At 51.3% G+C, this 24,528-nt stretch carries 22 protein-coding genes, 1 pseudogene and 3 other annotated features; of the genes and pseudogenes, 15 read left to right on the top strand and 8 right to left on the bottom strand.

Annotation, left to right across the window (positions count from 1 at the left end; genetic code table 11):
* The first annotated feature begins 172 nt into the window (after nt 1-172).
* The 4 genes from cbpA (at nt 173) to insB (ending at nt 2,661) form a co-directional block, all read left to right on the top strand.
* Nucleotides 173-1,093 (top strand): curved DNA-binding protein CbpA, encoded by a 921-nt coding sequence (gene cbpA, locus SF1004; RefSeq protein NP_706923.1) that lies wholly within the window; start codon nt 173-175, stop codon nt 1,091-1,093.
* Nucleotides 1,093-1,398: a chaperone-modulator protein CbpM gene (yccD, locus tag SF1003; RefSeq protein ID NP_706922.2), complete on the top strand. Its 306-nt coding sequence runs from the start codon at nt 1,093-1,095 to the stop codon at nt 1,396-1,398. Before cbpA ends, yccD begins: the two co-directional genes overlap by 1 nt.
* A gap of 92 nt (nt 1,399-1,490) precedes the next feature.
* Nucleotides 1,491-2,867: a sequence feature (Similar to Escherichia coli K12 part of trimethylamine-N-oxide oxidoreductase gi: 1787232 (200 aa). BLAST with identity of 97% in 459 aa. This CDS has been disrupted by insertion. The sequence has been checked and is believed to be correct.), on the bottom strand.
* Nucleotides 1,909-2,676, top strand: a mobile genetic element. It overlaps the preceding feature by 768 nt.
* On the top strand, nt 1,964-2,239 hold the full coding sequence (gene insA / locus SF1002; protein NP_706921.1) for an insertion element IS1 protein InsA: 276 nt from the start codon (nt 1,964-1,966) through the stop codon (nt 2,237-2,239). (Overlaps the previous feature by 276 nt.)
* Nucleotides 2,266-2,661: an insertion element IS1 protein InsB gene (gene insB, locus SF1001; RefSeq protein NP_706920.1), complete on the top strand. Its 396-nt coding sequence runs from the start codon at nt 2,266-2,268 to the stop codon at nt 2,659-2,661.
* Nucleotides 2,864-5,404 (bottom strand) — a sequence feature (Similar to Escherichia coli K12 trimethylamine N-oxide reductase subunit gi: 1787231 (849 aa). BLAST with identity of 98% in 847 aa. This CDS contains an in-frame stop codon. The sequence has been checked and is believed to be correct.).
* Here the strand turns inward: insB and torA are convergent.
* Nucleotides 2,864-5,404: pseudogene (torA, locus tag SF0999) on the bottom strand. It overlaps the preceding feature by 2,541 nt.
* Nucleotides 5,404-6,576 carry a trimethylamine N-oxide reductase cytochrome c-type subunit gene (torC, locus tag SF0997; protein NP_706919.2) on the bottom strand — a complete coding sequence of 391 codons (1,173 nt, stop codon included), beginning with the start codon at nt 6,574-6,576 and terminating at the stop codon, nt 5,404-5,406. Before torC ends, torA begins: the two are co-directional and overlap by 1 nt.
* An 86-nt stretch (nt 6,577-6,662) precedes the next feature.
* Between torC and torR the strand changes: the two genes are divergently transcribed.
* Nucleotides 6,663-7,355 (top strand): DNA-binding transcriptional regulator TorR, encoded by a 693-nt coding sequence (gene torR, locus SF0998; protein NP_706918.1) that lies wholly within the window; start codon nt 6,663-6,665, stop codon nt 7,353-7,355.
* Here torR and torT read toward each other — a convergent pair.
* Nucleotides 7,328-8,356 carry a TMAO reductase system periplasmic protein TorT gene (gene torT, locus SF0996; protein ID NP_706917.1) on the bottom strand — a complete coding sequence of 343 codons (1,029 nt, stop codon included), beginning with the start codon at nt 8,354-8,356 and terminating at the stop codon, nt 7,328-7,330. The genes torR and torT overlap by 28 nt on opposite strands.
* A 364-nt stretch (nt 8,357-8,720) precedes the next feature.
* Here torT and SF0995 point away from each other — a divergent pair, with 364 nt between their 5' ends.
* Both SF0995 and yccM read left to right on the top strand, forming a co-directional pair.
* On the top strand, nt 8,721-11,150 hold the full coding sequence (locus SF0995) for a histidine protein kinase/phosphatase (protein ID NP_706916.1): 2,430 nt from the start codon (nt 8,721-8,723) through the stop codon (nt 11,148-11,150).
* Between the two features lie 101 nt (nt 11,151-11,251).
* Nucleotides 11,252-12,325 carry a hypothetical protein gene (gene yccM, locus SF0994; protein ID NP_706915.2) on the top strand — a complete coding sequence of 358 codons (1,074 nt, stop codon included), beginning with the start codon at nt 11,252-11,254 and terminating at the stop codon, nt 12,323-12,325.
* A gap of 48 nt (nt 12,326-12,373) precedes the next feature.
* Here the strand turns inward: yccM and yccL are convergent, their stop codons facing one another.
* From yccL to cspG, 3 genes are all read right to left on the bottom strand, one after another.
* Entirely contained in the window at nt 12,374-12,547 is a 174-nt protein-coding gene (gene yccL, locus SF0993) for a hypothetical protein (RefSeq protein ID NP_706914.1), read from the bottom strand.
* Nucleotides 12,537-12,767, bottom strand: a complete 231-nt coding sequence (ymcE, locus tag SF0992) for a cold shock gene (protein NP_706913.1) — start codon at nt 12,765-12,767, stop codon at nt 12,537-12,539. Before ymcE ends, yccL begins: the two co-directional genes overlap by 11 nt.
* Nucleotides 12,768-12,940: 173 nt before the next feature.
* On the bottom strand, nt 12,941-13,141 hold the full coding sequence (cspG, locus tag SF0991; protein NP_706912.2) for a cold shock protein CspG: 201 nt from the start codon (nt 13,139-13,141) through the stop codon (nt 12,941-12,943).
* A gap of 297 nt (nt 13,142-13,438) precedes the next feature.
* Between cspG and cspH the strand changes: the two genes are divergently transcribed.
* The 8 genes from cspH (at nt 13,439) to SF0983 (ending at nt 21,793) form a co-directional block, all read left to right on the top strand.
* Nucleotides 13,439-13,651 carry a cold shock-like protein CspH gene (gene cspH, locus SF0990; RefSeq protein NP_706911.1) on the top strand — a complete coding sequence of 71 codons (213 nt, stop codon included), beginning with the start codon at nt 13,439-13,441 and terminating at the stop codon, nt 13,649-13,651.
* 423 nt (nt 13,652-14,074) lie between these two features.
* Nucleotides 14,075-14,398 carry a hypothetical protein gene (gene ymcD, locus SF0989; RefSeq protein NP_706910.2) on the top strand — a complete coding sequence of 108 codons (324 nt, stop codon included), beginning with the start codon at nt 14,075-14,077 and terminating at the stop codon, nt 14,396-14,398.
* Between the two features lie 106 nt (nt 14,399-14,504).
* Nucleotides 14,505-15,149: a regulator gene (gene ymcC, locus SF0988; RefSeq protein NP_706909.1), complete on the top strand. Its 645-nt coding sequence runs from the start codon at nt 14,505-14,507 to the stop codon at nt 15,147-15,149.
* Nucleotides 15,146-15,892 (top strand): hypothetical protein, encoded by a 747-nt coding sequence (gene ymcB / locus SF0987; RefSeq protein NP_706908.1) that lies wholly within the window; start codon nt 15,146-15,148, stop codon nt 15,890-15,892. Before ymcC ends, ymcB begins: the two co-directional genes overlap by 4 nt.
* Entirely contained in the window at nt 15,892-17,988 is a 2,097-nt protein-coding gene (gene ymcA / locus SF0986; protein ID NP_706907.1) for a hypothetical protein, read from the top strand. Before ymcB ends, ymcA begins: the two co-directional genes overlap by 1 nt.
* A 45-nt stretch (nt 17,989-18,033) precedes the next feature.
* A complete protein-coding gene (gene yccZ, locus SF0985) occupies nt 18,034-19,173 on the top strand; it encodes a polysaccharide export protein Wza (protein ID NP_706906.2) in 1,140 nt (379 codons plus the stop codon).
* Nucleotides 19,149-19,607: a phosphatase gene (yccY, locus tag SF0984; RefSeq protein ID NP_706905.3), complete on the top strand. Its 459-nt coding sequence runs from the start codon at nt 19,149-19,151 to the stop codon at nt 19,605-19,607. The genes yccZ and yccY overlap by 25 nt, the downstream gene beginning before the upstream one ends.
* Before the next feature lie 239 nt (nt 19,608-19,846).
* On the top strand, nt 19,847-21,793 hold the full coding sequence (locus tag SF0983) for a hypothetical protein (RefSeq protein ID NP_706904.1): 1,947 nt from the start codon (nt 19,847-19,849) through the stop codon (nt 21,791-21,793).
* 114 nt (nt 21,794-21,907) lie between these two features.
* On the opposite strand, the gene appA is transcribed toward SF0983, so the two are convergent.
* Both appA and appB read right to left on the bottom strand, forming a co-directional pair.
* A complete protein-coding gene (gene appA, locus SF0982; protein NP_706903.2) occupies nt 21,908-23,206 on the bottom strand; it encodes a phosphoanhydride phosphorylase in 1,299 nt (432 codons plus the stop codon).
* Between the two features lie 183 nt (nt 23,207-23,389).
* Nucleotides 23,390-24,526 (bottom strand): cytochrome bd-II oxidase subunit 2, encoded by a 1,137-nt coding sequence (appB, locus tag SF0981; protein NP_706902.1) that lies wholly within the window; start codon nt 24,524-24,526, stop codon nt 23,390-23,392.
* Between the last annotated feature and the right edge of the window lie 2 nt (nt 24,527-24,528).

Here is a 24,528-nt window from a genome sequence, read left to right as displayed (position 1 = left end):
TCACCTGTTTAAAATATGTTCAGCAACCCATCTTGATGGCGACCTCCTCTCCGCGATGATTTCAATAACATATTCTGTGTTGGCATATGAAATTTTGAGGATTACCCTACACTTATAGGAGTTACCTTACAGGGGTTCCTTCAATTTGTGTTGATTTACGCGAGATAACGCTATGGAATTAAAGGATTATTACGCCATCATGGGCGTGAAACCGACGGACGATCTCAAGACAATCAAGACCGCCTATCGTCGACTGGCCCGTAAATACCATCCTGATGTCAGCAAAGAACCGGATGCCGAAGCCCGCTTCAAAGAGGTCGCTGAAGCCTGGGAAGTGTTAAGTGATGAACAACGTCGCGCTGAGTATGATCAGATGTGGCAACATCGCAACGATCCGCAATTTAACCGTCAGTTCCATCATGGCGACGGTCAGAGTTTTAATGCCGAAGATTTTGACGATATCTTCTCGTCAATTTTCGGTCAGCATGCCCGCCAGAGCCGTCAACGCCCCGCCGCACGTGGCCACGATATTGAAATCGAAGTGGCGGTATTCCTCGAAGAAACGCTTACTGAGCATAAGCGTACCATCAGCTATAACCTGCCGGTTTATAACGCCTTTGGCATGATCGAACAGGAAATCCCGAAAACGCTGAATGTGAAGATCCCGGCAGGCGTCGGCAATGGTCAACGCATCCGCCTGAAAGGCCAGGGGACGCCGGGCGAAAACGGCGGTCCAAATGGCGATTTGTGGCTGGTGATTCATATTGCGCCACATCCGCTGTTCGATATTGTCGGCCAGGATCTGGAAATTGTGGTGCCGGTTAGCCCGTGGGAAGCGGCGCTGGGTACTAAAGTCACCGTTCCAACACTGAAAGAAAGCATTTTGCTGACTATCCCGCCAGGCAGCCAGGCCGGGCAACGATTGCGCGTTAAAGGCAAAGGTCTGGTGAGCAAAAAACAGACCGGCGATCTGTATGCGGTACTGAAAATCGTGATGCCGCCGAAACCGGATGAAAACACTGCCGCGCTGTGGCAGCAACTGGCAGACGCCCAGTCGTCTTTTGATCCACGTAAAGATTGGGGGAAAGCATAATGGCTAATGTTACGGTGACTTTTACTATTACCGAATTTTGCCTGCATACCGGCATCTCTGAAGAGGAGTTGAATGAAATTGTCGGTTTGGGGGTGGTTGAACCGCGTGAGATCCAGGAAACAACCTGGGTATTTGACGACCATGCCGCCATTGTGGTGCAACGCGCGGTACGCCTGCGTCATGAACTGGCTCTGGACTGGCCGGGGATCGCGGTGGCGCTGACGTTAATGGATGATATTGCGCACCTGAAGCAGGAAAACCGCCTGCTACGCCAGCGGCTTTCCCGGTTTGTAGCTCATCCGTGATGTGTGTTTGCCGGATGTGATGACGCATCCGGCAACTGCGCCATAATGCCTGATGCGACGCTAAACGCGTCTTTTCAGGCGCATAAACGACGTTATCTGTTTTGGTGGTCGCACTCCACTAACACCAGCAATAACTGGCTTAGTGCCGCGTAAAAACCAAAGCTGTCATACTGTCGACAACGCGCAGCAAACTCTGGTAACCATTGCCGCAGCGCCGTCAGTGTTTTTTGCCGCAAACTGTCGATTCTTCGCGCAGGAACGGTCCCCTCTCCCAGCGAAAAATGCAGATAACTCAACAACTCGAGATAGATCGCCAGATGATCTGCCGGTTCGTTGAAATTGCCACTGGTTTCCATCCCTGCCTCAACTAACAAGCGTTTAATCTCTTGCTCGTCCTGTTTGTAGGCCGATGCATACGGCAGCGCCGCTTGTTTGTCGGTCATCAGAAACAGGCCGCAAAAGTCAGCGGCCAGTTCCAGACGGGCATCGTCACGTACTGTCAGCGTGGCAGGTAATGCTGCCAACTTACTGATTTAGTGTATGATGGTGATTTTAAGGTGCTTGCGTGGCTTCCATTTCCATCAGATGTCCTTCCTGCTCCGCTACTGAAGGCGTGGTGCGTAACGGCAAAAGCACTGCCGGACATCAGCGCTATCTCTGCTCTCATTGCCGTAAAACATGGCAACTACAGTTCACTTACACCGCCTCTCAGCCCGATACGCACCAGAAAATCATTGATATGGCCATGAATGGCGTCGGATGTCGCGCCAGCGCACGCATTATGGGCGTTGGCCTCAACACGGTTTTACGTCACTTAAAAAACTCAGGCCGCAGTCGGTAACCTCGCGCATACAACCGGGCAGTGATGTGATTGTCTGCGCTGAAATGGACGAACATTGGGGCTACGTCGGTGCTAAATCACGTCAGCGCTGGCTGTTTTACGCGTATGACAGGATACGGAGGACGGTTGTGGCGCACGTCTTCGGTGAACGCACTCTGGCCACACTGGAGCGTCTTCTGAGCCTGCTGTCGGCCTTTGAGGTCGTGGTATGGATGACGGATGGCTGGCCGCTGTATGAATCACGCCTGAAGGGAAAGCTGCACGTTATCAGCAAGCGTTACACTCAGCGCATTGAGCGACATAATCTGAATCTGAGACAACATCTGGCAAGGCTGGGACGGAAGTCACTGTCGTTCTCAAAATCGGTGGAGCTGCATGACAAGGTCATCGGGCATTATCTGAACATAAAACACTATCAGTAAGTTGGAGTCATTACCAGCGTGGCAATACTGTTTTCCAGATCATTCACCGCCGCAGTGAGCGGCGGTTCGCTTTTCAGCAACGAAAACCATTCAGCCATCTGCGCACTGGCGATTTGCGTCAGTTGTTCATCGTCCAGTTCACGGGAGAACAACTGCGCCAGCCAGGCGTAAACACAGGCAATCTGTTGTGCTGTCAGCGTGGTCATGATTTCACCTGCGACGCGGGAACATATTCGCACTGCGCCACCATCTCCACGGGGCCGTTAAACGCCGTCACCTGCTCCACTGTTCCATTGTACTTCTCAATTTCCACCAGCGTAGTGTGCGCACTGGTCGCCTGCGCCAGCTGCGAAGTCCCGATGTCGATGGTCAGCACGTTGGGGTTACCGTATTTGCACAGCGCACCAGGCTCGCCGCCTTTATCTGGATCGTACCATGCCCCTTCGTGAATTCGCGCCACGCCGGGTGCATAGCGGTCAGAAACTACTGCTCCTGCCAACACCTGACCGCGAGCGTTAAAGACGCGTACCACATCACCGTTACGAATACCGCGCGCGCTGGCATCCTGCGGGTTAATGAACACTGGCTCTTTACCCGCTACCGTATATTGCTGACGCAGCGTTTCCGACTCACATAGCTGCGAGTGAAGTCGGAAATCCGGATGCACAGATTGCAGATGCAACGGATACTTCTGCGAGCCGGGCCCACCGTGGGAGCGTTCGATTTTCTCAAACCACATCGGATGCCCCTGACAATCGTCGTAGTTCATATCGGCGATGGTTTTCGAGTAGATCTCAATCAGGCCACTCGGCGTGCCCAGCGGTTCGAGATCCGGATCTTCGCGGAATGCCTGGTGGCGAACAAACATCTGCGGATGGTCAAACTCGACGTACTCTTTGTTATTCCAGAAGTCATCAAACGCTGGCAGATGAACGCCGCGTCCTTTGCCTTGTTGTACACCTTCCTGCCAGATGCGTTTCAGCCAGCCCATTTCGTCCAGCCCTTCGGTAAAGGCTTCTTCACGATTAAAGCGACGGCACAGCTCGCGGAAAATATCAAAGTCGTTGCGCGCCTCGAACTACGGCGGCACCACCTGTTTCATGGCGATAATGCCACGGTTGGAGTGGTTGCCGTACTGGTCGAGATCGTTACGCTCAAACTGCGTGGTCGCAGGCAGCACGATATCGGCAAAGCGGCAGGTTGAGGTCCACTGGTTATCTATGGCGATAACCGTTTCCAGCTTGCGCCAGCCTTCAATAATGCGGTTGATCTGCTGATGGCGATGGAATGGGTTAGTTCCGGCAAAAATACACATTTTCAGCGGCGGCAGTTTTACCGATTTACCGTTCCAGTTGATCACTTTCCCCGGTTCGAGGATCGCATCGATAAAACGGGCAATCGGAATAGTGCTGCTGTAGCCTTTGTAGTCACTGTTGTCGTGAACAGGCGGAATCGACGTAGAGCCGGAGAAACCACTCAGAATAACGCCTTTACGCCCCGGCGTGCCTGCGCCGTTGTAGTGCCAGCCAAAACCACCACCTGGCAGGCCAATTTGCCCCAGCATCGCCGCCAGAACCACAATCATCCACGCCCACTGTTCACCGTGCTGCATACGCTGCACGCACCAGCCAGCAATAATTTGCGTTCTGTTCGCCGCCATCTGCCGCGCCAGCCCACGAATGGTTTCGGCATCAATGCCGGTCAGTTTTTCAGCCCATGCGGCATCTTTCGGCTGACCGTCTTTCTCACCCAGCAGATACGGCAGGAACTGCTCAAAACCCACACAGTAGTTAGCGAGGAAGTTTTTGTCGTACAGGTTTTCACTGTACAGCGTATGTGCCAGCGCCAGTTGCAGCGGCACGTCAGTTTGCGGGTTAACCGCAATGTGCTTCACATGCTCGCGCCCCAGATACTCATGGGTGGATGTGACAACCGGATCGATGCTGATGACCTCAACTTCACCGGCGGCGACTTTCGCTTTTAGCTGCTCGTAATATTCATAAACATCGTGATCCGGGCACCACCAGTTCGCTTGCTGGTTTTTCAGCAAATCGGAGCCCCACAGCACAATGGTTTTGCTGTTCTGCAATACCAGCGGCCAGGAGGTTTGCTGTTCATACACTTCCATTGAACCGACTACGCGCGGCAGGATCACCTGCGCAGCACCGGTAGAGTAATCTCCGCCCGTACCAACGCTATTACCATGCAAGGCAATAGCTTTCGCCAGCATCCCCGAAGCGTTATGGAACATCCCCGTCGATTGCCAACCACTGGCGGTCAGCAAGGCACTCGGCCCGTGAGTTTTCTGTACGCGTTCCAGTTCTTCATAGAACATGTCGAGGGCTTCATCCCAGCTCACGCGCACAAAACGGTTATCACCGCGCTGGGAGGTGTCGCTCAGATGGCGCTTACGCAGCCAGTCCACGCGTACCATCGGATAACGAATACGTGCCGCGTTGTGTACGTGATCCGGCAATCCGGCGATCATTTTCGACGGATATTTATCCAGTTCGAACGGTTTTGCCGCCACAAAGCGACCATCCTTCACCATCGCGCGGATAGCCCCCCAGTGCGACCCGGTAAGAATGCCCTCTTTCGAGATGACAGCCTCAGTCGCCGCTTGCGCCGCAGTTGCACGGCGCGGCGTTAACAATGACGGCCCCAGCATCCCGGCGACGGTTAAGCCGCCGAGTTGTGCCAGAAAACGCCGACGTGATGCCTGAAAGAGATCGTTATTGTTCATTATTTTTCTTCCTTCTTATCGCCGTGAGCCTTACCTGCGGTGTCAGACGCATTCATTTGCAGATATTTCAACAAAGTGCGTTCTTCACGTTTATCGAGACTGGTAAAGCCAATCATGCCGTTGAGCGTGCCGATCCAACCGTTAGCGTCAAAGTGGGCGATTTCCGGTGCGCCGTGGCACTCGTTACAGGTGCCGTTGTACAACGAATCCGCATAGGCCCAGATCGGTTTGATATCGTTCACCATGTCGCCTTTCTTCATCCACGCGGTGGCCTGCAACTTGCTCCACTCGGTATTGGTGTCGGCAACGGTGGTTTTCTCCAGCGTTTTCACCTGCTGCTGCACATCACCACGAATCGAGGCAACAAAGATGCGTTTACCTGGGAATTGGGTGAGTACACGCTGACGTCCGGCGCTTTCCGTCCAGCCGGTAATTTCAATTTGCAGCCAGTCGCCGTCACGTTTAAGGACTTTCACTTCCGAAGCAGGCAGCAGAGAACCAGAGGCTTCTTTATCGCCTTTCGCCGCATAAATTGGCTTAATATCAATAGAGTACAGCGTGTCACCACTGTCATTAGCACTGGCGCGCAGCTCATCGAACTGCTTACGGAAGCCGCTACTCATATCCGGTAACTGGTGGGCAATACCTTTATGACAGTCGATGCAGGATTGATTATCTTTCGCTGCCACCTTCATCTGACGTGCCGCTTCAGGATGCTGCCTGGCATGATCCATCGCATCGTAGTTATGGCAGGAGCGACAGGTTGCCGAGTTGTTTTCTTTCATTCGCGCCCATTCACGCTCGGCAAGTTCCGCGCGTTTGGCTTCGAATTTTTCAGGTGTATCAATGGAGTGGGCAATAAAGGTCTGGTAAATGTCGTTGCTCGCTTCCAGTTTGCGCTTCACCATGCCTGGAATATCCGGCGGGATATGACAGTCATGGCATTCAGCTCGCACGCCGGAGGCGTTCTGGAAATGCACCGACTGTTTATATTCTTCATACACCGGTTGCATACTGTGGCAACTGACACAAAATTCGGTTGTGCTGGTGACTTTGATCCCAACGTGTGGCAATACAATCAGCGCAATGCCAATCACAATCCCAATTGCGACCAGCGCCAGTACCGACCAACGAGCACTGGGTCGGCGTAGCGCGTTCCAGAGTTTCCGCATAATAACCCCTGTAGAATTATGGTTTAGTGAAGCGATCTTAATGAGCAAATATGAACAGATATGAACAGAATGAGTAAAACCCTCTGATGCCACATCACATTGTTATTGTTGAAGATAAGCCGGTTACCCAGGCGCGATTACAATCCTACTTCACTCAGGAGGGGTATACCGTTTCCGTTACGGCGAGCGGTGCCGGGCTACGGGAAATTATGCAGAATCAGCCGGTAGATTTAATTCTGCTGGATATCAACTTACCCGATGAAAATGGCCTGATGTTAACCCGCGCCCTGCGAGAACGCTCAACGGTGGGGATTATTCTGGTTACCGGACGCAGCGATCGGATTGACCGTATTGTTGGGCTGGAAATGGGCGCAGACGATTACGTCACCAAACCGCTGGAACTGCGCGAACTGGTAGTACGGGTGAAAAATCTGCTCTGGCGAATCGACCTCGCGCGACAAGCTCAACCGCACACTCAGGACTACTGCTATCGCTTTGCGGGTTATTGCCTGAATGTGTCGCGCCATACGCTGGAGCGGGATGGCGAGCCGATTAAACTGACCCGCGCAGAGTATGAAATGTTGGTGGCATTTGTGACTAATCCGGGCGAAATTCTCAGCCGTGAGCGTCTGCTGCGTATGCTTTCTGCGCGTCGGGTGGAAAACCCTGACCTGCGCACCGTCGATGTGTTAATTCGTCGTTTACGTCATAAACTCAGCGCGGATTTACTGGTGACGCAACATGGTGAAGGTTATTTCTTAGCCGCTGATGTGTGCTGATAAAAATAGACCGGACGAAATCCCCCCGGTGACAGCGAGCGGCGGATATGTTCTCGGTCGGCATTTTTCGGCGTCAGAACTAAAATCGGTGGGCTGACATTATCAGACACCGATTGCCCCTGTAATTGCCTGATGGCCTGCTCAACTGCCAGTTCCCCCTGCCAGACCATTTGATCGCTGGCAGCCATAATCACTCTTCCCCGCTTCAGCCCGCGATACACCTGATGTGAAAGATAAAACGACACCACGGTAAGCGGCGTTTTCAGGTTACGCCCTTCACCCATTGCCGCCTCTGCCGCAATGGCCGTTCCGGCAACGACGTCGATTTCTGGGTGGCGTTCCAGCATCTCCTGCAACAGGTTGCGCTGGATTTCAATATCGTTATCACCAAGCGCAATATCAACAATACGCACCGGGCTTCCGGCAATGGCTGCGCGAAAACCCTCGACCATCTCCTTACTGCCCCCGGCGTTATCGGGTCCGGGCATCAGCAGCACGTTCAGTGGTTTACCGTGCGCCCATTGCACCAAATATCGCCCAGGTTGATAGCCCATCTGAAACCAGGGTACACCAACGCGGCTTTTCACCTGGGGATCATCAAGAGCATTTACCAGTTCGATCACCGGCAGATTTGCTACCTGCTTTTGCAGGTCGGGAAATGACGTCGTGCTACTACCGAGCAAAATGGCCTCTGCGCCCCACTGTTTACACTGGTCGATTTGTGCTTGCTGGGTAGCCAACTGGCTGTAGCCGCCTGCCTCCAGCACTTTTAAATCCACACCGTAGCGGCGAGCAGCCTCCTGCATACCATAGTTCAACGATAACCAGTATGAATCTTTCAGGCTGGGATAAAGCGCGCACAGTTTCCATACGCGTTTGGCTTTAAGCGGCATAGAGGCTTGCACCGTGAAATGCTGCGCATCATGCCAGCGCAACAGGTTATCAGCCGAAAATGCCGACAACATGAAAAGGGAAAGAAGTAAAAATAGCAGTACGCGCATGATAGCCTCATCAATAATAAGGCTTTATGCTAGATGCATTCCACTTTGCGACTCAACCTTTTTCACCTTAAGTGCACCGACCGTGAATTTAACCCTGACCCGAAGACTCTGGATGGGCTTTGCCCTGATGGCGCTGTTAACCCTGACCAGTACCCTGGTGGGATGGTACAACCTGCGCTTTATCAGCCAGGTGGAAAAAGACAATACTCAGGCATTGATTCCTACCATGAATATGGCGCGCCAGTTGAGCGAAGCCAGCGCCTGGGAACTTTTCGCCGCGCAGAACCTGACCAGTGCCGATAACGAAAAGATGTGGCAGGCGCAGGGGCGAATGCTCACCGCATAAAGCCTGAAGATTAATGCGTTGCTGCAAGCGTTACGGGAACAAGGTTTTGATACCACCGCTATTGAACAACAGGAGCAGGAGATCTCCCGTTCATTACGTCAGCAAGGGGAACTGGTGGGGCGGCGTCTGCAACTACGCCAGCAACAACGGCAACTCAGTCAGCAGATAGCTGCCGCCGATGAGATCGCACGCCTGGAGCAAGGTCAGGCGAATAATGCGACAACTTCCGCTGGAGCGACCCAGGCCGGGATTTACGATTTGATCGAACAAGATCAGCGTCAGGCTGCTGAAAGTGCACTCGATCGGCTGATTGATATCGATCTTGAGTATGTTAACCAGATGAATGAACTGCGCCTTAGCGCTCTGCGGGTGCAGCAAATGGTGATGAATCTGGGGCTGGAGCAGATCCAGAAAAATGCACCAACGCTGGAAAAGCAGCTCAATAATGCGGTGAAAATTCTGCAACGTCGGCAAATACGCATTGAAGATCCGGGAGTTCGTGCGCAGGTCGCAACAACGTTAACTACCGTTAGCCAATATAGCGATCTGTTGGCGCTGTTCCAGCAGGACAGTGAAATCAGCAATCACCTGCAAACTCTCGCCCAAAATAATATCGCCCAGTTCGCGCAGTTTAGTAGCGAAGTCAGTCAGCTGGTCGACACCATTGAGCTGCACAATCAGCATGGACTGGCACATCTGGAAAAAGCCAGTGCACGCGGGCAATACAGCCTGTTATTGCTGGGGATGGTTTCACTTTGCGCACTGATTATGATCCTCTGGCGCGTGGTTTATCGCTCATTCACGCGTCCACTTGCCGAACAAACGCAGGCGCTGCAACGGCTGCTGGACGGTGATATTGACTCCCCTTTCCCGGAAACCGCTGGCGTACGGGAGCTGGATACCATCGGGCGGCTGATGGATGCGTTTCGCAGCAGTGTTCATGCACTGAATCGCCACCGCGAACAGCTGGCGGCGCAGGTCAAAGCGCGTACAGCTGAATTGCAGGAACTGGTGATAGAACACCGACAGGCACGGGCGGAAGCAGAAAAAGCCAGCCAGGCAAAATCGGCGTTTCTGACGGCGATGAGCCATGAGATCCGCACACCGCTGTACGGTATTCTCGGCACTGCTCAACTGCTGGCAGATAACCCCGCACTTAACGCCCAGCGTGATGATTTGCAGGCGATTACCGACTCTGGCGAATCGTTGCTGACCATCCTCAACGATATTCTCGATTATTCGGCTATCGAAGCAGGTGGCAAAAATGTTTCAGTCAGCGATGAGCCCTTTGAACCGCGCCCGCTGCTGGAAAGTACCCTGCAATTAATGAGCGGACGGGTGAAAGGTCGCCCGATTCGCCTGGCAACGGCAATTGCCGATGATGTACCGAGCGCGTTAATGGGCGATCCACGACGTATTCGTCAGGTCATTACCAACCTATTGAGCAATGCCCTGCGTTTTACTGACGAAGGGCACATTATCCTGCGTAGTCGCACTGATGGCGAGCAATGGCTGGTCGAAGTGGAAGACAGCGGCTGCGGTATTGATCCCGCGAAACTGGCAGAAATCTTCCAGCCATTTGTGCAGGTAAGCGGCAAACGCGGCGGCACCGGGCTGGGGCTGACTATCAGTAGCCGTCTGGCCCAGGCGATGGGCGGCGAACTGAGCGCCACCAGCACGCCGGAGGTTGGAAGCTGTTTTTGTTTACGCTTGCCGTTACGTGTTGCCACTGCACCCGTGCCAAAAACAGCCAATCAGGCGGTGCGTCTTGACGGTTTACGTTTGCTGTTAATTGAAGATAACCCGCTAACCCAGCGAATTACCGTTGAGATGCTGAACACCAGTGGTGCGCAGGTTGTTGCTATTGGCAATGCCGCGCAGGCTTTAGAGACACTGCAAAATAGCGAACCGTTTGCTGCCGCACTGGTGGATTTTGATCTGCCGGATATCGACGGCATTACCCTTGCCCGGCAACTGGCACAGCAATATCCGTCGCTGGTTTTGATTGGCTTTAGCGCCCATGTCATTGACGAAACGCTGCGCCAGCGTACCAGTTCACTATTTCGCGGGATTATCCCTAAACCGGTGCCGCGTGAAGTGCTCGGTCAGTTACTGGCGCACTATCTCCAACTGCAAGCCAATAACGATCTACCACTGGATGTCTCGCAACTCAATGAAGACGCTCAGTTAATGGGGACGGAGAAGATCCACGAATGGCTGGCATTATTTAAACAACATGCCCTGCCGCTTCTCGATGAAATCGACATTGCCCGCGCCAGCCAGGACAGCGAGAAAATAAAGCGTGCCGCGCATCAGCTAAAAAGCAGTTGCTCGAGTCTGGGAATGCGTAGCGCCAGTCAGCTATGCGCACAACTGGAGCAGCAGCCATTATCTGCCCCCCTTCCACACGAAGAAATTACACGCAGTGTTGCCGCTCTGGAAGCATGATTGAATAAGAAAGACCTGAACGCGATTTGAATCAATATCAGCCAGTTAAGAATAACTAGAATAGTGGCATTTGGTATGCAACTTAACGGACTGGCAAAATCATGGCAGAGAAAAAAAGAACCCGCTGGCAGCGGCGGCCAGGCACGACGGGCGGCAAATTACCGTGGAATGACTGGCGCAATGCCACGACCTGGCGTAAAGCGACGCAATTCTTACTATTGGCAATGAATATTTATATTGCCATCACGTTCTGGTATTGGGTGCGCTATTACGAAACGGCAGGTAGTACGACATTTGTCGCCAGACCGGGAGGTATCGAAGGCTGGCTACCGATTGCCGGTCTGATGAATCTGAAATATAGCCTTGCAACAGGTCAGTTACCGTCCGTCCACGCCGCCGCGATGCTGTTATTGGTCGCTTTTATCGTCATCAGTCTATTACTCAAAAAGGCCTTTTGCTCATGGTTATGCCCGGTTGGTACGCTTTCTGAATTAATCGGCGATCTCGGTAACAAACTGTTTGGTCGGCAATGTGTCCTTCCCCGCTGGCTGGATATTCCTCTGCGCGGCGTGAAGTATTTGCTGTTGAGTTTATTTCTCTATATCGCGTTATTGATGCCCGCTCAGGCGATTCACTATTTTATGTTGTCGCCCTATAGCGTGGTGATGGACGTTAAAATGCTCGATTTCTTTCGTCATATGGGGACCGCGACATTAATCAGCGTGACCGTTTTGCTGATTGCCAGCCTGTTTATTCGCCATGCCTGGTGTCGTTATCTTTGCCCATATGGCGCGCTGATGGGCGTGGTTTCGCTATTGTCGCCGTTTAAGATTCGTCGCAATGCCGAAAGTTGTATCGATTGTGGCAAATGCGCAAAAAAGTGCCCATCACGGATCCCGGTAGATAAATTAATTCAGGTACGAACAGTGGAATGTACCGGCTGTATGACTTGCGTAGAGTCATGTCCGGTAGCCTCAACATTGACCTTTTCACTGCAAAAACCTGCAGCAAATAAAAAAGCCTTTGCGTTGTCTGGCTGGTTAATGACGCTACTGGTTCTGGGGATTATGTTTGCGGTGATTGGTTACGCAATGTATGCGGGAGTATGGCAAAGCCCGGTGCCGGAGGAATTGTACCGACGCTTAATTCCACAAGCGCCAATGATTGGTCACTAAATTAGCAACAAGCGGAACATCACCTCGCACGGGGTGATGTTCACAAAATCACATTATTTTGATTTTGACATCATAACTTTCAAGCCCGGTCATTTTTTCTCGTGCGATGAAGCGAATTTCAGAGACTTCTTTCCCTGTATTCTTGTTCAGCTCGGCGATTTTTTGCGCGATAAAGTCGGCGATTTCCGTTTCGGCTTGTTTTTTTAACTCTTCAATATTCACTGTTAACCTCGTCTGGTCTTGAAAGACAGCAACACGCCAGTAAGGTGTTGGTTCCCGGTACCCTGGTCAGGTAAGAAATGTTATAAGCCATCTTCCCGAAAGATTCAATAATCAACAGGTTATCGCTTACTATACATACAGCGTTGAAGAAAAATAAGGCAGATATAAAAAAGGCTCCACGAGGGAGCCTGATATTATTTTGTGAAATCCAGCGGCGCATGGTCAGTGCGTATTTGCAGCGCGACGTTATCAAAGGTGATCATAGTCGATTTACAAAAAATACACTTAGCGCCCAAAGGGTTTCGCTCCGTCACATCGAATGCCGATGTGCGGTACTGTGAACCATGACAACATGGACAGCGGAAATGGAGATGTTGAGTAATAATGGCAACCTTAGAGCGTAACAACGTTCGCTGCCGCGGGGCCACGTTGCCCCTGCTCAATAGAAAATTCAACTTTCTGATTTTCGTTCAGCGTGCGGAATTCATTGCTCTGGATGGCGGTGAAATGGACGAAAACGTCTTTGCTGCCATCATCAGGAGTGATAAAGCCAAAACCTTTATCTGCGTTAAACCATTTTACTAAACCAGTCATTTTATTAGACATATTTTACTTCCTTCATTTTGGGCCTTTCGGCAAACAGGGCTTTAATACAGAAACCACTTAGTGTTCAGGAGAGAGACTCAAAAGAAGGGGATAATGCCTGATAATGAGAACTGCTTTAGTAAACTACTTTGTATGCTGTCTGTCTTTCAAACCGACGCAGCTATTAAGGCATGATAATTGAGATTAAGCAAATTTTATTTTAGCCGTCCGGCGGTCTTAAATATCGCTGGCTTTATTTTATTAACCCCGTATAGTGCAGCGCAGTATTTTCAGTAAGGAATTTGTTTGTCCCGTAAAATGACAGGAATTGTCAAAACCTTTGATCGCAAAAGCGGCAAAGGATTCATTATCCCCTCCGACGGTCGTAAAGAAGTCCAGGTCCATATTTCCGCATTCACTCCCCGCGACGCAGAAGTGCTTATACCAGGATTACGCGTGGAATTTTGCCGCGTAAATGGCCTGCGAGGACCAACAGCGGCAAATGTTTATCTCTCTTAATATGACGCTGCTTGTTTAAAGCTGACTGGTTTTATTGGAATAGTTCAATAGTCAACACCATACATTATAACATCAGTTACTTTTCCACTAAGAAACTAATCCATTTAAGCGAATATCTCTGCACCTAATAGTTATAAATGCCATTTAACAGCCAGTTATAGTACCACTTGAAACTATATTACCAACAATAATTAATAGCTTTCGTAACAATTTTCTTATCTTTAATTCGTATTTTTCTAAGATTTATCTTATGCTCACAAGTCGTATTTCCAGAGGGAAATCGTTAACAATCTTATATTTCCCTCTGCGCGCCTTTCCCACCCGCAGTATATAGTGCTAGCGGTATGAGGAAAGGGAGATTTCACAAGGATGTTATACTCAAAGTAGACAATCCTGATCTCAAGCGTACGTATTGTCCATGCGATGAATAAAGGAAAAGTTATGAAACACAAGCTTTCTGCAATCCTTATGGCCTTCATGTTGACGACGCCAGCTGCGTTTGCTGCCCCTGAAGCAGCAAACGGGACCGAGGCAACGACGGGTACTACTGGCACCACAACGACCACTACAGGTGCAACCACGACTGCGGCTACCACTAGTGGCGTGGCTGCTGGCGCTGTCGGCACGGCGACAGTTGTCGGTGTGGCAACGGCTGTTGGTGTGGCGACGTTGGCAGTAGTTGCAGCAAATGACAGTGGCGATGGCGGTTCTCATAACACCTCAACCACCACGTCCACTACGCGCTAATTCTGCTTAAACGCGTCGAAATTCAAGTTAAATAATACCCGGTTGCGATATTCGTACCGGGCTTTAGAGATTTGCATTTTTTTAATTAACCTTTCAAGGATTAAAGGTGCGCCCTCTTATTTTATCGATTTTCGCACTATTTCTTGCGGGATGTACGCACAGCCAGCAAAGTATGGTCGATACATTTCGCGCCAGCCTTTTCGATAATCAGGATATCACTGTAGCGGCTCAGCAGATCCAGGCGTTGCCTTATTCCACGATGTATTTACGCCTTAATGAAGGGCAACGAATCTTTGTGGTACTGGGATATATAGAACAAGAACAAAGCAAATGGTTATCCCAGGATAACGCCATGCTGGTTACCCACAATGGACGTCTTTTAAAGACCGTCAAACTTAATAATAATCTGCTGGAAGTGACAAATCCCGGGCGGGCCCCTCTGCGTAACGCGCTGGCAATAAAAGATGGCAGCCGCTGGACGCGCGATATTCTCTGGAGTGAAGACAACCATTTTCGCTCTGCGACCCTAAGTTCTACTTTTTCCTTTGCTGGATTAGAGACGCTGAATATTGCGGGTCACAATGTGCTGTGTAATGTCTGGCAGGAAGAGGTGACTTCCACGCTGCCAGAAAAACAGTGGCAAAACACATTCTGGGTCGATTCGGCTACTGGCCAGGTTCGTCAAAGTCGGCAAATGTTAGGCGCAGGGGTTATTCCCGTAGAAATGACGTTTCTTAAACCCGCACCATGAATAAATTACAGTCGTATTTCATTGCCAGCGTACTTTACGTAATGACACCCCATGCCTTTGCGCAAGGAACGGTGACTATTTATCTGCCTAGCGAACAACAGACACTTTCCGTTGGCCCCGTGGAAAATGTTGTCCAGTTGGTGACACAACCGCAACTGCGCGATCGCCTCTGGTGGCCTGGTGCCTTGCTGACCGACTCTGCGGCGAAAGCTAAAGCGCTTAAAGACTACCAACATGTCATGGCACAGCTTGCTTCCTGGGAAGCAGAAGCTGACGACGATGTGGCGGCAACGATTAAATCCGTGCGCCAGCAGTTACTCAATCTCAATATCACTGGTCGCTTACCGGTCAAACTGGACCCTGATTTTGTACGAGTGGATGAGAACAGCAATCCCCCGTTGGTCGGGGACTATACGCTCTATACCGTACAGCGTCCGGTGACTATTACTCTGCTGGGTGCGGTTTCTGGGGCTGGGCAATTGCCCTGGCAGGCAGGCCGTAGCGTTACCGATTATCTGCAAGATCACCCCCGCCTTGCAGGCGCAGACAAGAATAACGTTATGGTGATTACGCCTGAGGGTGAGACTGTCGTCGCCCCTGTTGCCCTGTGGAATAAAAGACATGTGGAACCACCGCCTGGCAGCCAGCTTTGGTTGGGCTTTTCTGCGCATGTACTGCCCGAAAAATATGCTGATTTAAATGACCAGATTGTGTCTGTTTTAACGCAACGTGTTCCTGACTGATGAAGAAGAATTCTTATCTTTTAAGCTGCCTGGCCATTGCCGTCTCCAGTGCCTGTCATGCTGAAGTATTAACCTACCCGGATCCGCTGGGTTCGTCGCAATCAGACTTTGGCGGCACAGGATTGTTGCAGATGCCAAATGCGCGCATCGCACCGGAAGGTGAATTCAGCGTCAACTACCGGGATAACGATCAATACCGGTTCTACTCCACCTCCGTGGCGCTGTTCCCATGGCTGGAAGGCACCATTCGTTATACGGATGTGCGCACACGCAAATATAGCCAGTGGGAAGATTTCAGCGGCGATCAGTCATACAAAGACAAATCATTCGATTTTAAACTTCGCCTGTGGGAAGAAGGTTACTGGCTACCGCAAGTGGCGTTTGGTAAACGTGATATTGCTGGTACGGGTTTGTTTGACGGTGAATATCTGGTGGCCAGCAAGCAAGCGGGGCCATTTGATTTCACCCTCGGGATGGCATGGGGCTACGCCGGTAATGCGGGCAATATTACCAACCCGTTTTGCCGGGTGAGCGATAAATATTGTCATCGCGCAGAGTCTCACGATGCGGGCGATATCAGCTTTAGCGATATCTTTCGTGGCCCGGCTTCCATCTTTGGCGGCATTGAGTATCAAACGCCGTGGAATCCCCTGCGTCTGAAACTCGAATACGACGGCAACAATTACCAGAATGATTTCGCTGGCAAACTGCCTCAGGCAAGCCATTTCAACGTCGGTGCAGTTTATCGCGCTGCCAGCTGGGCAGACCTCAACCTCAGTTATGAACGCGGAAACACGTTGATGTTTGGTTTCACTTTACGGACCAATTTCAACGATCTGCGCCCTGCCCTACGCGATACGCCAAAACCGGCCTGGCAGCCTGCGCCAGAGTCTGAAGGTTTGCAGTACACCACGGTAGCAAACCAACTTACCGCCCTGAAGTATAACGCGGGCTTTGACGCGCCAGAAATTCAGCTACGCGATAAGACGCTGTATATGTCTGGTCAGCAATACAAATACCGTGACTCTCGCGAAGCGGTCGATCGTGCCAACCGGATTCTGGTGAATAACCTGCCGCAAGGCGTTGAGAAGATTAGCGTGACGCAAAAGCGCGAGCATATGGCGATGGTGACTACCGAAACCGACGTAGCCAGCCTGCGCAAACAGCTGGCCGGCACAGCGCCTGGTAAATCAGAGCAACTGCAACAACAACGTGTTGAAGCAGAAGATCTTTCTGCCTTTGGTCGGTGCTACCGTATTCGTGAAGATCGCTTTAGCTACTCTTTCAACCCAACACTTTCACAGTCGCTGGGCGGCCCGGAAGATTTCTATATGTTCCAGCTGGGGCTGATGTCCAGCGCCCGCTACTGGTTTACCGACCACCTGCTGCTTGATGACGGTATTTTCACCAATATTTACAACAACTACGACAAGTTTAAGTCTTCACTGTTACCCGCGGACTCTACCCTGCCCCGCGTGCGCACGCATATCCGTGATTACGTTCGCAATGACGTTTATCTCAACAACTTGCAAGCGAATTACTTTGCCGACTTAGGCAATGGTTTCTATGGCCAGGTGTATGGCGGTTATCTGGAAACGATGTATGCCGGTGTCGGTTCCGAGCTTCTTTATCGCCCGCTAGATGCCAGCTGGGCGCTGGGTGTGGACGTTAACTACGTGAAGCAGCGTGACTGGGACAACATGATGCGCTTCACCGATTATTCCACGCCCACAGGTTTCGTGACGGCTTACTGGAACCCGCCGACGCTCAATGGCGTACTGATGAAACTTAGCGTTGGGCAATATCTGGCAAAAGATAAAGGCGCAACGATCGACGTCGCCAAACTCTTTGACAGCGGCGTGGCGGTAGGGGTATGGGCGGCAATCAGTAACGTATCTAAAGATGACTACGGCGAAGGCGGCTTTAGTAAAGGTTTTTATATCTCGATTCCGTTCGACTTGATGACCATTGGACCTAACCGCAACCGCGCGGTGGTTTCGTGGACACCATTGACGCGTGATGGTGGACAAATGCTGTCACGCAAATACCAGCTCGATCCAATGACGGCAGAGCGAGAAGTACCGGTTGGACAATAACCTGACGTAATTCATAACATTACATTGACTGATAAATATAAACCAATGAAAAAGAACATTTTTAAGTTTTCGGTACTGACATTGGCTGTTCTGTCTTTGACAGCATGTACCCTTGTTCCTGGTCAGAATTTATCGACCAGTAACAAGGATGTCATTGAACTACCTGACAATCAGTATGACCTGGACAAAATGGTCAATATCTATCCCGTCACGCCAGGATTGATTGATCAGCTGCGCGCCAAACCGATTATGTCGCAGGCTAACCCGGAGCTGGAGCAGCAAATCGCAAACTATGAATATCGTATCGGGATTGGTGATGTGTTGATGGTTACGGTCTGGGATCACCCGGAACTAACCACCCCCGCAGGGCAATACCGTAGCGCCAGTGATACCGGCAACTGGGTTAACGCCGATGGTGCGATTTTCTACCCCTATATTGGTCGCCTGAAAGTGGCCGGGAAAACACTTACCCAGGTACGCAACGAGATTACAGCGCGTCTCGATTCAGTCATTGAAAGCCCGCAAGTCGATGTCAGCGTCGCGGCGTTCCGATCGCAAAAAGCGTACGTCACCGGCGAAGTCAGCAAATCGGGTCAGCAGCCGATTACCAATATTCCTCTGACCATCATGGATGCGATTAACGCCGCGGGCGGTCTGACCGCAGATGCAGACTGGCGCAACGTGGTGCTCACCCAGAATGGCGTAAAGACCAAAGTGAACCTCTATGCGCTGATGCAGCGTGGCGACTTGCGCCAGAACAAACTGCTGCACCCGGGCGATATTTTATTTATTCCGCGCAACGATGATCTGAAAGTCTTCGTGATGGGTGAAGTGGGTAAACAGAGCACGCTGAAAATGGACCGCAGCGGTATGACCCTGGCAGAAGCGCTGGGTAACGCTGAGGGTATGAATCAGGATGTCGCTGATGCGACGGGGATTTTTGTTATTCGTGCAACGCAAAACAAGCAGAATGGCAAAATCGCCAATATTTATCAGCTGAATGCGAAGGACGCATCGGCAATGATACTCGGAACGGAATTCCAGCTTGAACCTTACGACATTGTTTATGTCACTACCGCGCCGCTGGCTCGTTGGAACCGTGTGATTTCTCTGCTGGTACCGACGATTTCCGGGGTGCATGACCTGACAGAGACTTCACGGTGGATTCAAACATGGCCCAACTAAAATTTAACTCAATCCTAGTGGTTTGTACCGGCAACATTTGCCGTTCGCCCATTGGCGAGCGCTTGCTGCGTAAACGTCTGCCGGGCGTAAAAGTCAAATCGGCAGGTGTTCATGGTCTGGTAAAACACCCTGCAGATGCGACAGCGGCAGATGTTGCCGCTAATCATGGCGTATCTCTTGAAGGACATGCCGGACGTAAGCTCACTGCTGAGATGGCACGAAATTACGATCTGATTCTGGCAATGGAGTCGGAACATATTGCTCAGGTTACCGCAATTGCTCCCGAGGTCCGCGGGAAGACAATGCTGTTTGGGCAATGGCTGGAACAGAAAGAGATCCCGGATCCCTATCGTAAAAGTCAGGACGCATTTGAACATGTCTACAGTATGTTGGAGCGCGCCAGTCAGGAATGGGCGAAGCGCCTCAGCCGGTAATTTGAGTTTATAAAATACGATGACAACTAAAAATATGAATACGCCACCAGGCAGCACTCAGGAAAATGAGATCGATCTGCTTCGTCTGGTCGGCGAGTTATGGGATCACCGTAAGTTTATTATCAGCGTGACCGCGTTATTCACGCTGATCGCTGTTAAGCACACCAATTTATCAGGCAGATACTCTGGTCCAGGTTGAGCAAAAACAGGGCAACGCCATTCTCAGCGGCCTGAGCGATATGATCCCTAACTCATCGCCCGAGTCTGCACCGGAGATCCAACTGCTGCAATCGCGCATGATTCTCGGTAAAACCATTGCTGAACTGAATCTGCGCGACATAGTTGAGCAGAAGTATTTTCCGATTGTGGGTCGCGGCTGGGCGAGATTAACCAAAGAAAAACTAGGTGAGCTGGCGATCAGCTGGATGCATATTCCACAACTGAATGGTCAGGATCAGCAACTGACACTCACGGTTGGGGAAAACGGCCACTATACACTGGAAGGTGAAGAGTTCACCGTCAATGGTATGGTCGGCCAGCGTCTGGAAAAAGATGGCGTTGCGCTGACTATCGCGGACATTAAGGCCAAACCAGGAACACAGTTTGTCCTGAGCCAGCGTACCGAACTGGAAGCGATTAACGCATTGCAGGAAACCTTTACCGTTAGCGAACGCAGTAAAGAAAGCGGGATGCTGGAACTTACCATGACTGGTGATGATCCCCAGTTGATTACTCGTATTCTGAACAGCATCGCTAACAACTATTTGCAACAGAATATCGCTCGCCAGGCGGCGCAGGATTCACAAAGCCTTGAATTCTTACAGCGCCAGTTACCTGAAGTGCGCAGCGAGCTGGACCAGGCGGAAGAAAAACTCAACGTTTATCGCCAGCAGCGCGATTCGGTTGACCTTAACCTGGAAGCCAAAGCCGTTCTTGAGCAGATTGTGAACGTTGATAATCAACTCAATGAGCTGACCTTCCGCGAGGCAGAGATCTCCCAGCTGTATAAGAAAGATCACCCAACTTATCGTGCGCTGCTGGAAAAACGCCAGACGCTGGAGCAAGAACGCAAACGCCTGAATAAGCGGGTATCGGCAATGCCTTCCACCCAACAGGAAGTGTTGCGTTTAAGTCGTGACGTAGAAGCGGGCCGTGCGGTATATCTGCAATTACTTAACCGCCAGCAGGAGTTGAGTATTTCGAAATCCAGTGCCATTGGTAACGTGCGGATTATCGACCCGGCAGTCACTCAGCCGCAGCCAGTGAAACCGAAAAAAGCGTTGAATGTGGTGCTTGGTTTTATTCTTGGCCTGTTTATTTCGGTGAGTGCCGTGCTGGCGCGTGCGATGTTGCGTCGTGGTGTAGAAGCCCCGGAACAACTGGAAGAGCACGGCATCAGCGTTTATTCCACTATCCCAATGTCCGAGTGGCTGGATAAACGCACCCGTCTGCGTAAGAAAAATTTATTTTCTAATCAGCAGCGCCATCGTACTAAAAATATCCCCTTCCTGGCGGTGGATAACCCGGCGGATTCTGCTGTGGAAGCCGTACGTGCGCTACGAACCAGTCTGCATTTCGCTATGATGGAGACTGAGAATAACATTCTGATGATCACCGGTGCGACGCCAGACAGTGGTAAAACGTTTGTCAGTTCAACTCTGGCAGCGGTGATCGCCCAGTCCGATCAAAAAGTGTTATTTATTGATGCCGACTTACGCCGTGGTTATTCGCATAACCTGTTTACCGTGAGTAATGAACATGGCTTGTCGGAATATCTGGCAGGTAAAGATGAGCTCAACAAAGTGATCCAGCATTTTGGCAAAGGAGACTTTGATGTGATTACTCGCGGTCAGGTGCCACCTAACCCGTCTGAACTGCTGATGCGCGATCGGATGCGTCAATTACTGGAATGGGCGAACGACCATTACGATCTGGTGATTGTCGATACGCCGCCGATGCTGGCGGTGAGCAATGCTGCGGTCGTGGGACGCTCTGTCGGCACCAGCCTGCTGGTTGCGCGTTTTGGCTTGAACACCGCCAAAGAGGTGAGCTTGTCAATGCAGCGTCTGGAACAGGCTGGCGTTAATATTAAAGGCGCAATCCTCAATGGTGTGATTAAACGCGCCAGCACCGCTTACAGTTACGGCTATAACTATTACGGTTATAGTTACTCCGAGAAAGAGTAAAACTGAAAGTGACCGGATGCGGCGTGAACGCCTTTTCCGGTCTACGCATTAGACAGTTCTTCGTTTGTCATCAGCCTCAGAGCATTCAGGTAACTGAATGCTCTTTTTTATGCATTACAAACTGCACGCCGGTATGCGTGCTTCATTCACGATTTGCGTAAAACCTGCCAACGAACACATGCCCTGCGCATTTCGCTCTTCACATCCTGCCAGGGTCAGTTTCACCTCTCCGGGCGGCGTATTTAATGACAGCGGCGTTTTATCACGCATCTGCTGTAAAGTCTGGAAGACCAGCGAAACCTGAATCCACTGGCTGTTATCGCTTAGCCGACGCCAGCGTTCAAACACCAGTTCACCACCTGGCGGCGTGTTATCCGGCTGACCTGGAAGCGTCCAGTTGAGCTCCAGTGCGCCGCCGAGATTTGCCAGATTAGTATCGTGTCCGGCAATAAACAGCACTGAAGTGGGTAATGTCACACCATACGCCTGTTTTTGCGGTGGATGGGGCGTCAACGCTGCCATGATCAAATCCAATAACGGGGTGGCGCGACTGCGGGCAACCTCCGGCGTGCGTTGTAGTAAATAAAATTGCGCGTTATGCAAACTTAGCAAGGTGTTCCACTGGTGTGAATCGGTGATCCTTCCCCACCCCGGCTCCGGCATTCCTTGTGCCTGTTGCAGGAGAAATATCTCCGTCAGCATTGATGCGAGGCTTACCGCACCGGTTAATGAGACATTGTCGGCGCTCACCTTGAGTTCCGATGGTAATGCCTGCGTTAATGAACAGCTTTCGTCCTGTTTCTCACGGTTAAGGCACAAGTTTGATTGCGGGAAATTAAGCACCCGTTCCAGTTCGCGAAACACCGTTTGCCGATGCCCGGTAAAGTCAGCAATTGACCCTCCTGCCCTGCAGAGGATCGCGTCAGTCACGTTCGCGTTATCCAGTTGGCAAACACCAGTTTTTAGAGGATTAAATAACGGATCGGGACTGGACGTATCTGCCTGGGTATGTACGGTTATTGCACAGTCAGGTGCCAGCCCGGCGGCGAAGGCTTCGCCTGTTTTACGGGTACGCTCGTCGACATCAGCAATAATCGCGACCTGAGCAGACTGCGGGCAGCCCTTTTTCGCCAGCAATCCGTCGGCTACCAGACGCTGGCGTTGGTAATGTCCGAGATAGGCGATTAGCTCACCACCGCGCGGTGTCAGCCAACCCAGTTTTACCGGCCAGGTTGGCCATGCGTCTGGGGTGACATCCTGCATCAGTTGCGTGGCCTTGGTTGGAGCACGCACACCATGACGACTGACAATCACCATACTTTCCAGCTTCAGCTCCGGCTCACTCTGAGCGAATGCAGATTGCGGGGTTAACGGAATCAGAAGAGATAAAAATGGGATTAAGATCGCTTTCATCGATATGTTTCCGCTTTTCATATCTAACATTATTGATTGCCTGATGCGATGCTAATGCGCCGCATCAGGCCTACGTTCGTTAACTTTTCAGACGCGGGTCCAGCCATACCAACACAAGGGTGGAGAGCGAACACATCAACAAAATGCCGACGAACCAAAGTAAATACCACATGTTCCTGCTCCTTAGTACAACTCGTTTTTGTTACGGCGGAGAGTTTCTGTTGTCATGCGTCCCCACATTTTGTAGTAGCTCCAGAGAGTGTAGAGCAACACAATGGGCAAAAATATCAGCACGATTACCAACATAATGCTCAGCGTCAGCTGACTGGAAGTGCTGTCCCACAACGTCAGGCTGGAGATTGGACTCACACTTGACGGCATGACAAAGGGGAACAGCGTGATGCCTGCCGTGAAAATCACGCCAAATTGCATCAATGATGCCATCAAAAATCCCCAACCCGGGCGACCACGATAAATCGCCATCACCGTCAGCAATGGGCAGAAGAACCCCAGCAGCGGGAAGATCCACAAAACGGGCGATTCGACGAAATTATTCATCCAGGCACCAGGTAGCACTGCCACCAGTTTCATTAACGGATGGGAAGGACCGTTAGCATCCTGGGCGAGCAGTACAAAGCCATCAATACCGACCCACAGCCAGTAACCTGCCAGCAAAAAGCACAGCATCACCAACAGTGCAGCGCGTTTAGTCGCCAGCTGTGAACGCAGATGAATCACACCAACAGTTTTCAGTTGTAACCAGACGCCACCTTGCAAAATCACCATCCCAAGGCTGAGCAAACCACACAATAAAGGGAATGGCGTCAGCAGTTGCCAGAAGCTGCCGAGATACTCCACGCGTAATTGCGGTGTGAAGGCAAACGGCACGCCGAGCAACAAGTTGCCGAAGGCGATACCGAAGACTACCGGCGGCACCAGACTGCCGATGACCAGACCGGCATCCCACATTTTACGCCAGCGTGCATCGGCAATTTTTCCGCGATAATCAAAGGCCAGCGGACGGAAGAACAGCGAGCACAGCACCAGGATCATCGCCACATAAAAGCCGGAAAACGCCGCTGCATACACTCTGGGCCAGGCTGCAAATAATGCCCCACCTGCGAGGATCAACCAGACCTGATTGCCTTCCCAGTGCGCACCAACGCTATTAATCACTATCCGGCGTTCATCATCATTACGCGCCACCAGCGGCAGCAAACAGCCGATCCCCATGTCAAATCCGTCGGAGATCATAAAGACCACCAGGATCACGCCAATCAGCAGCCACCAGATGAAGCGCAATGTTTCATAATCAAACATGA

It is taken from the genome of Shigella flexneri 2a str. 301, assembly GCF_000006925.2.
Lineage (GTDB): Bacteria > Pseudomonadota > Gammaproteobacteria > Enterobacterales > Enterobacteriaceae > ECMA0423.
Note: the sequence above shows the minus strand (reverse complement) of the source record. Positions and strands in the feature narration are given on the sequence as shown.

Excerpts from the sequence above, each read along its gene's own strand:
- ymcB (NP_706908.1), top strand. The coding sequence starts at position 15,146 with ATGAATAAATTACAGTCGTATTTCATTGCCAGCGTACTTTACGTAATG.
- appA (NP_706903.2), bottom strand. The coding sequence starts at position 23,206 with ATGAAAGCGATCTTAATCCCATTTTTATCTCTTCTGATTCCGTTAACC.
- SF0983 (NP_706904.1), top strand. The coding sequence starts at position 19,847 with ATGATCCCTAACTCATCGCCCGAGTCTGCACCGGAGATCCAACTGCTG.
- ymcD (NP_706910.2), top strand. The coding sequence starts at position 14,075 with ATGAATAAAGGAAAAGTTATGAAACACAAGCTTTCTGCAATCCTTATG.
- ymcE (NP_706913.1), bottom strand. The coding sequence starts at position 12,767 with ATGCGCCGCTGGATTTCACAAAATAATATCAGGCTCCCTCGTGGAGCC.
- yccM (NP_706915.2), top strand. The coding sequence starts at position 11,252 with ATGGCAGAGAAAAAAAGAACCCGCTGGCAGCGGCGGCCAGGCACGACG.
- yccZ (NP_706906.2), top strand. The coding sequence starts at position 18,034 with ATGAAAAAGAACATTTTTAAGTTTTCGGTACTGACATTGGCTGTTCTG.
- appB (NP_706902.1), bottom strand. The coding sequence starts at position 24,526 with ATGTTTGATTATGAAACATTGCGCTTCATCTGGTGGCTGCTGATTGGC.
- torT (NP_706917.1), bottom strand. The coding sequence starts at position 8,356 with ATGCGCGTACTGCTATTTTTACTTCTTTCCCTTTTCATGTTGTCGGCA.
- yccD (NP_706922.2), top strand. The coding sequence starts at position 1,093 with ATGGCTAATGTTACGGTGACTTTTACTATTACCGAATTTTGCCTGCAT.
- ymcA (NP_706907.1), top strand. The coding sequence starts at position 15,892 with ATGAAGAAGAATTCTTATCTTTTAAGCTGCCTGGCCATTGCCGTCTCC.
- torC (NP_706919.2), bottom strand. The coding sequence starts at position 6,576 with ATGCGGAAACTCTGGAACGCGCTACGCCGACCCAGTGCTCGTTGGTCG.
- cbpA (NP_706923.1), top strand. The coding sequence starts at position 173 with ATGGAATTAAAGGATTATTACGCCATCATGGGCGTGAAACCGACGGAC.
- torR (NP_706918.1), top strand. The coding sequence starts at position 6,663 with ATGCCACATCACATTGTTATTGTTGAAGATAAGCCGGTTACCCAGGCG.
- cspG (NP_706912.2), bottom strand. The coding sequence starts at position 13,141 with ATGACTGGTTTAGTAAAATGGTTTAACGCAGATAAAGGTTTTGGCTTT.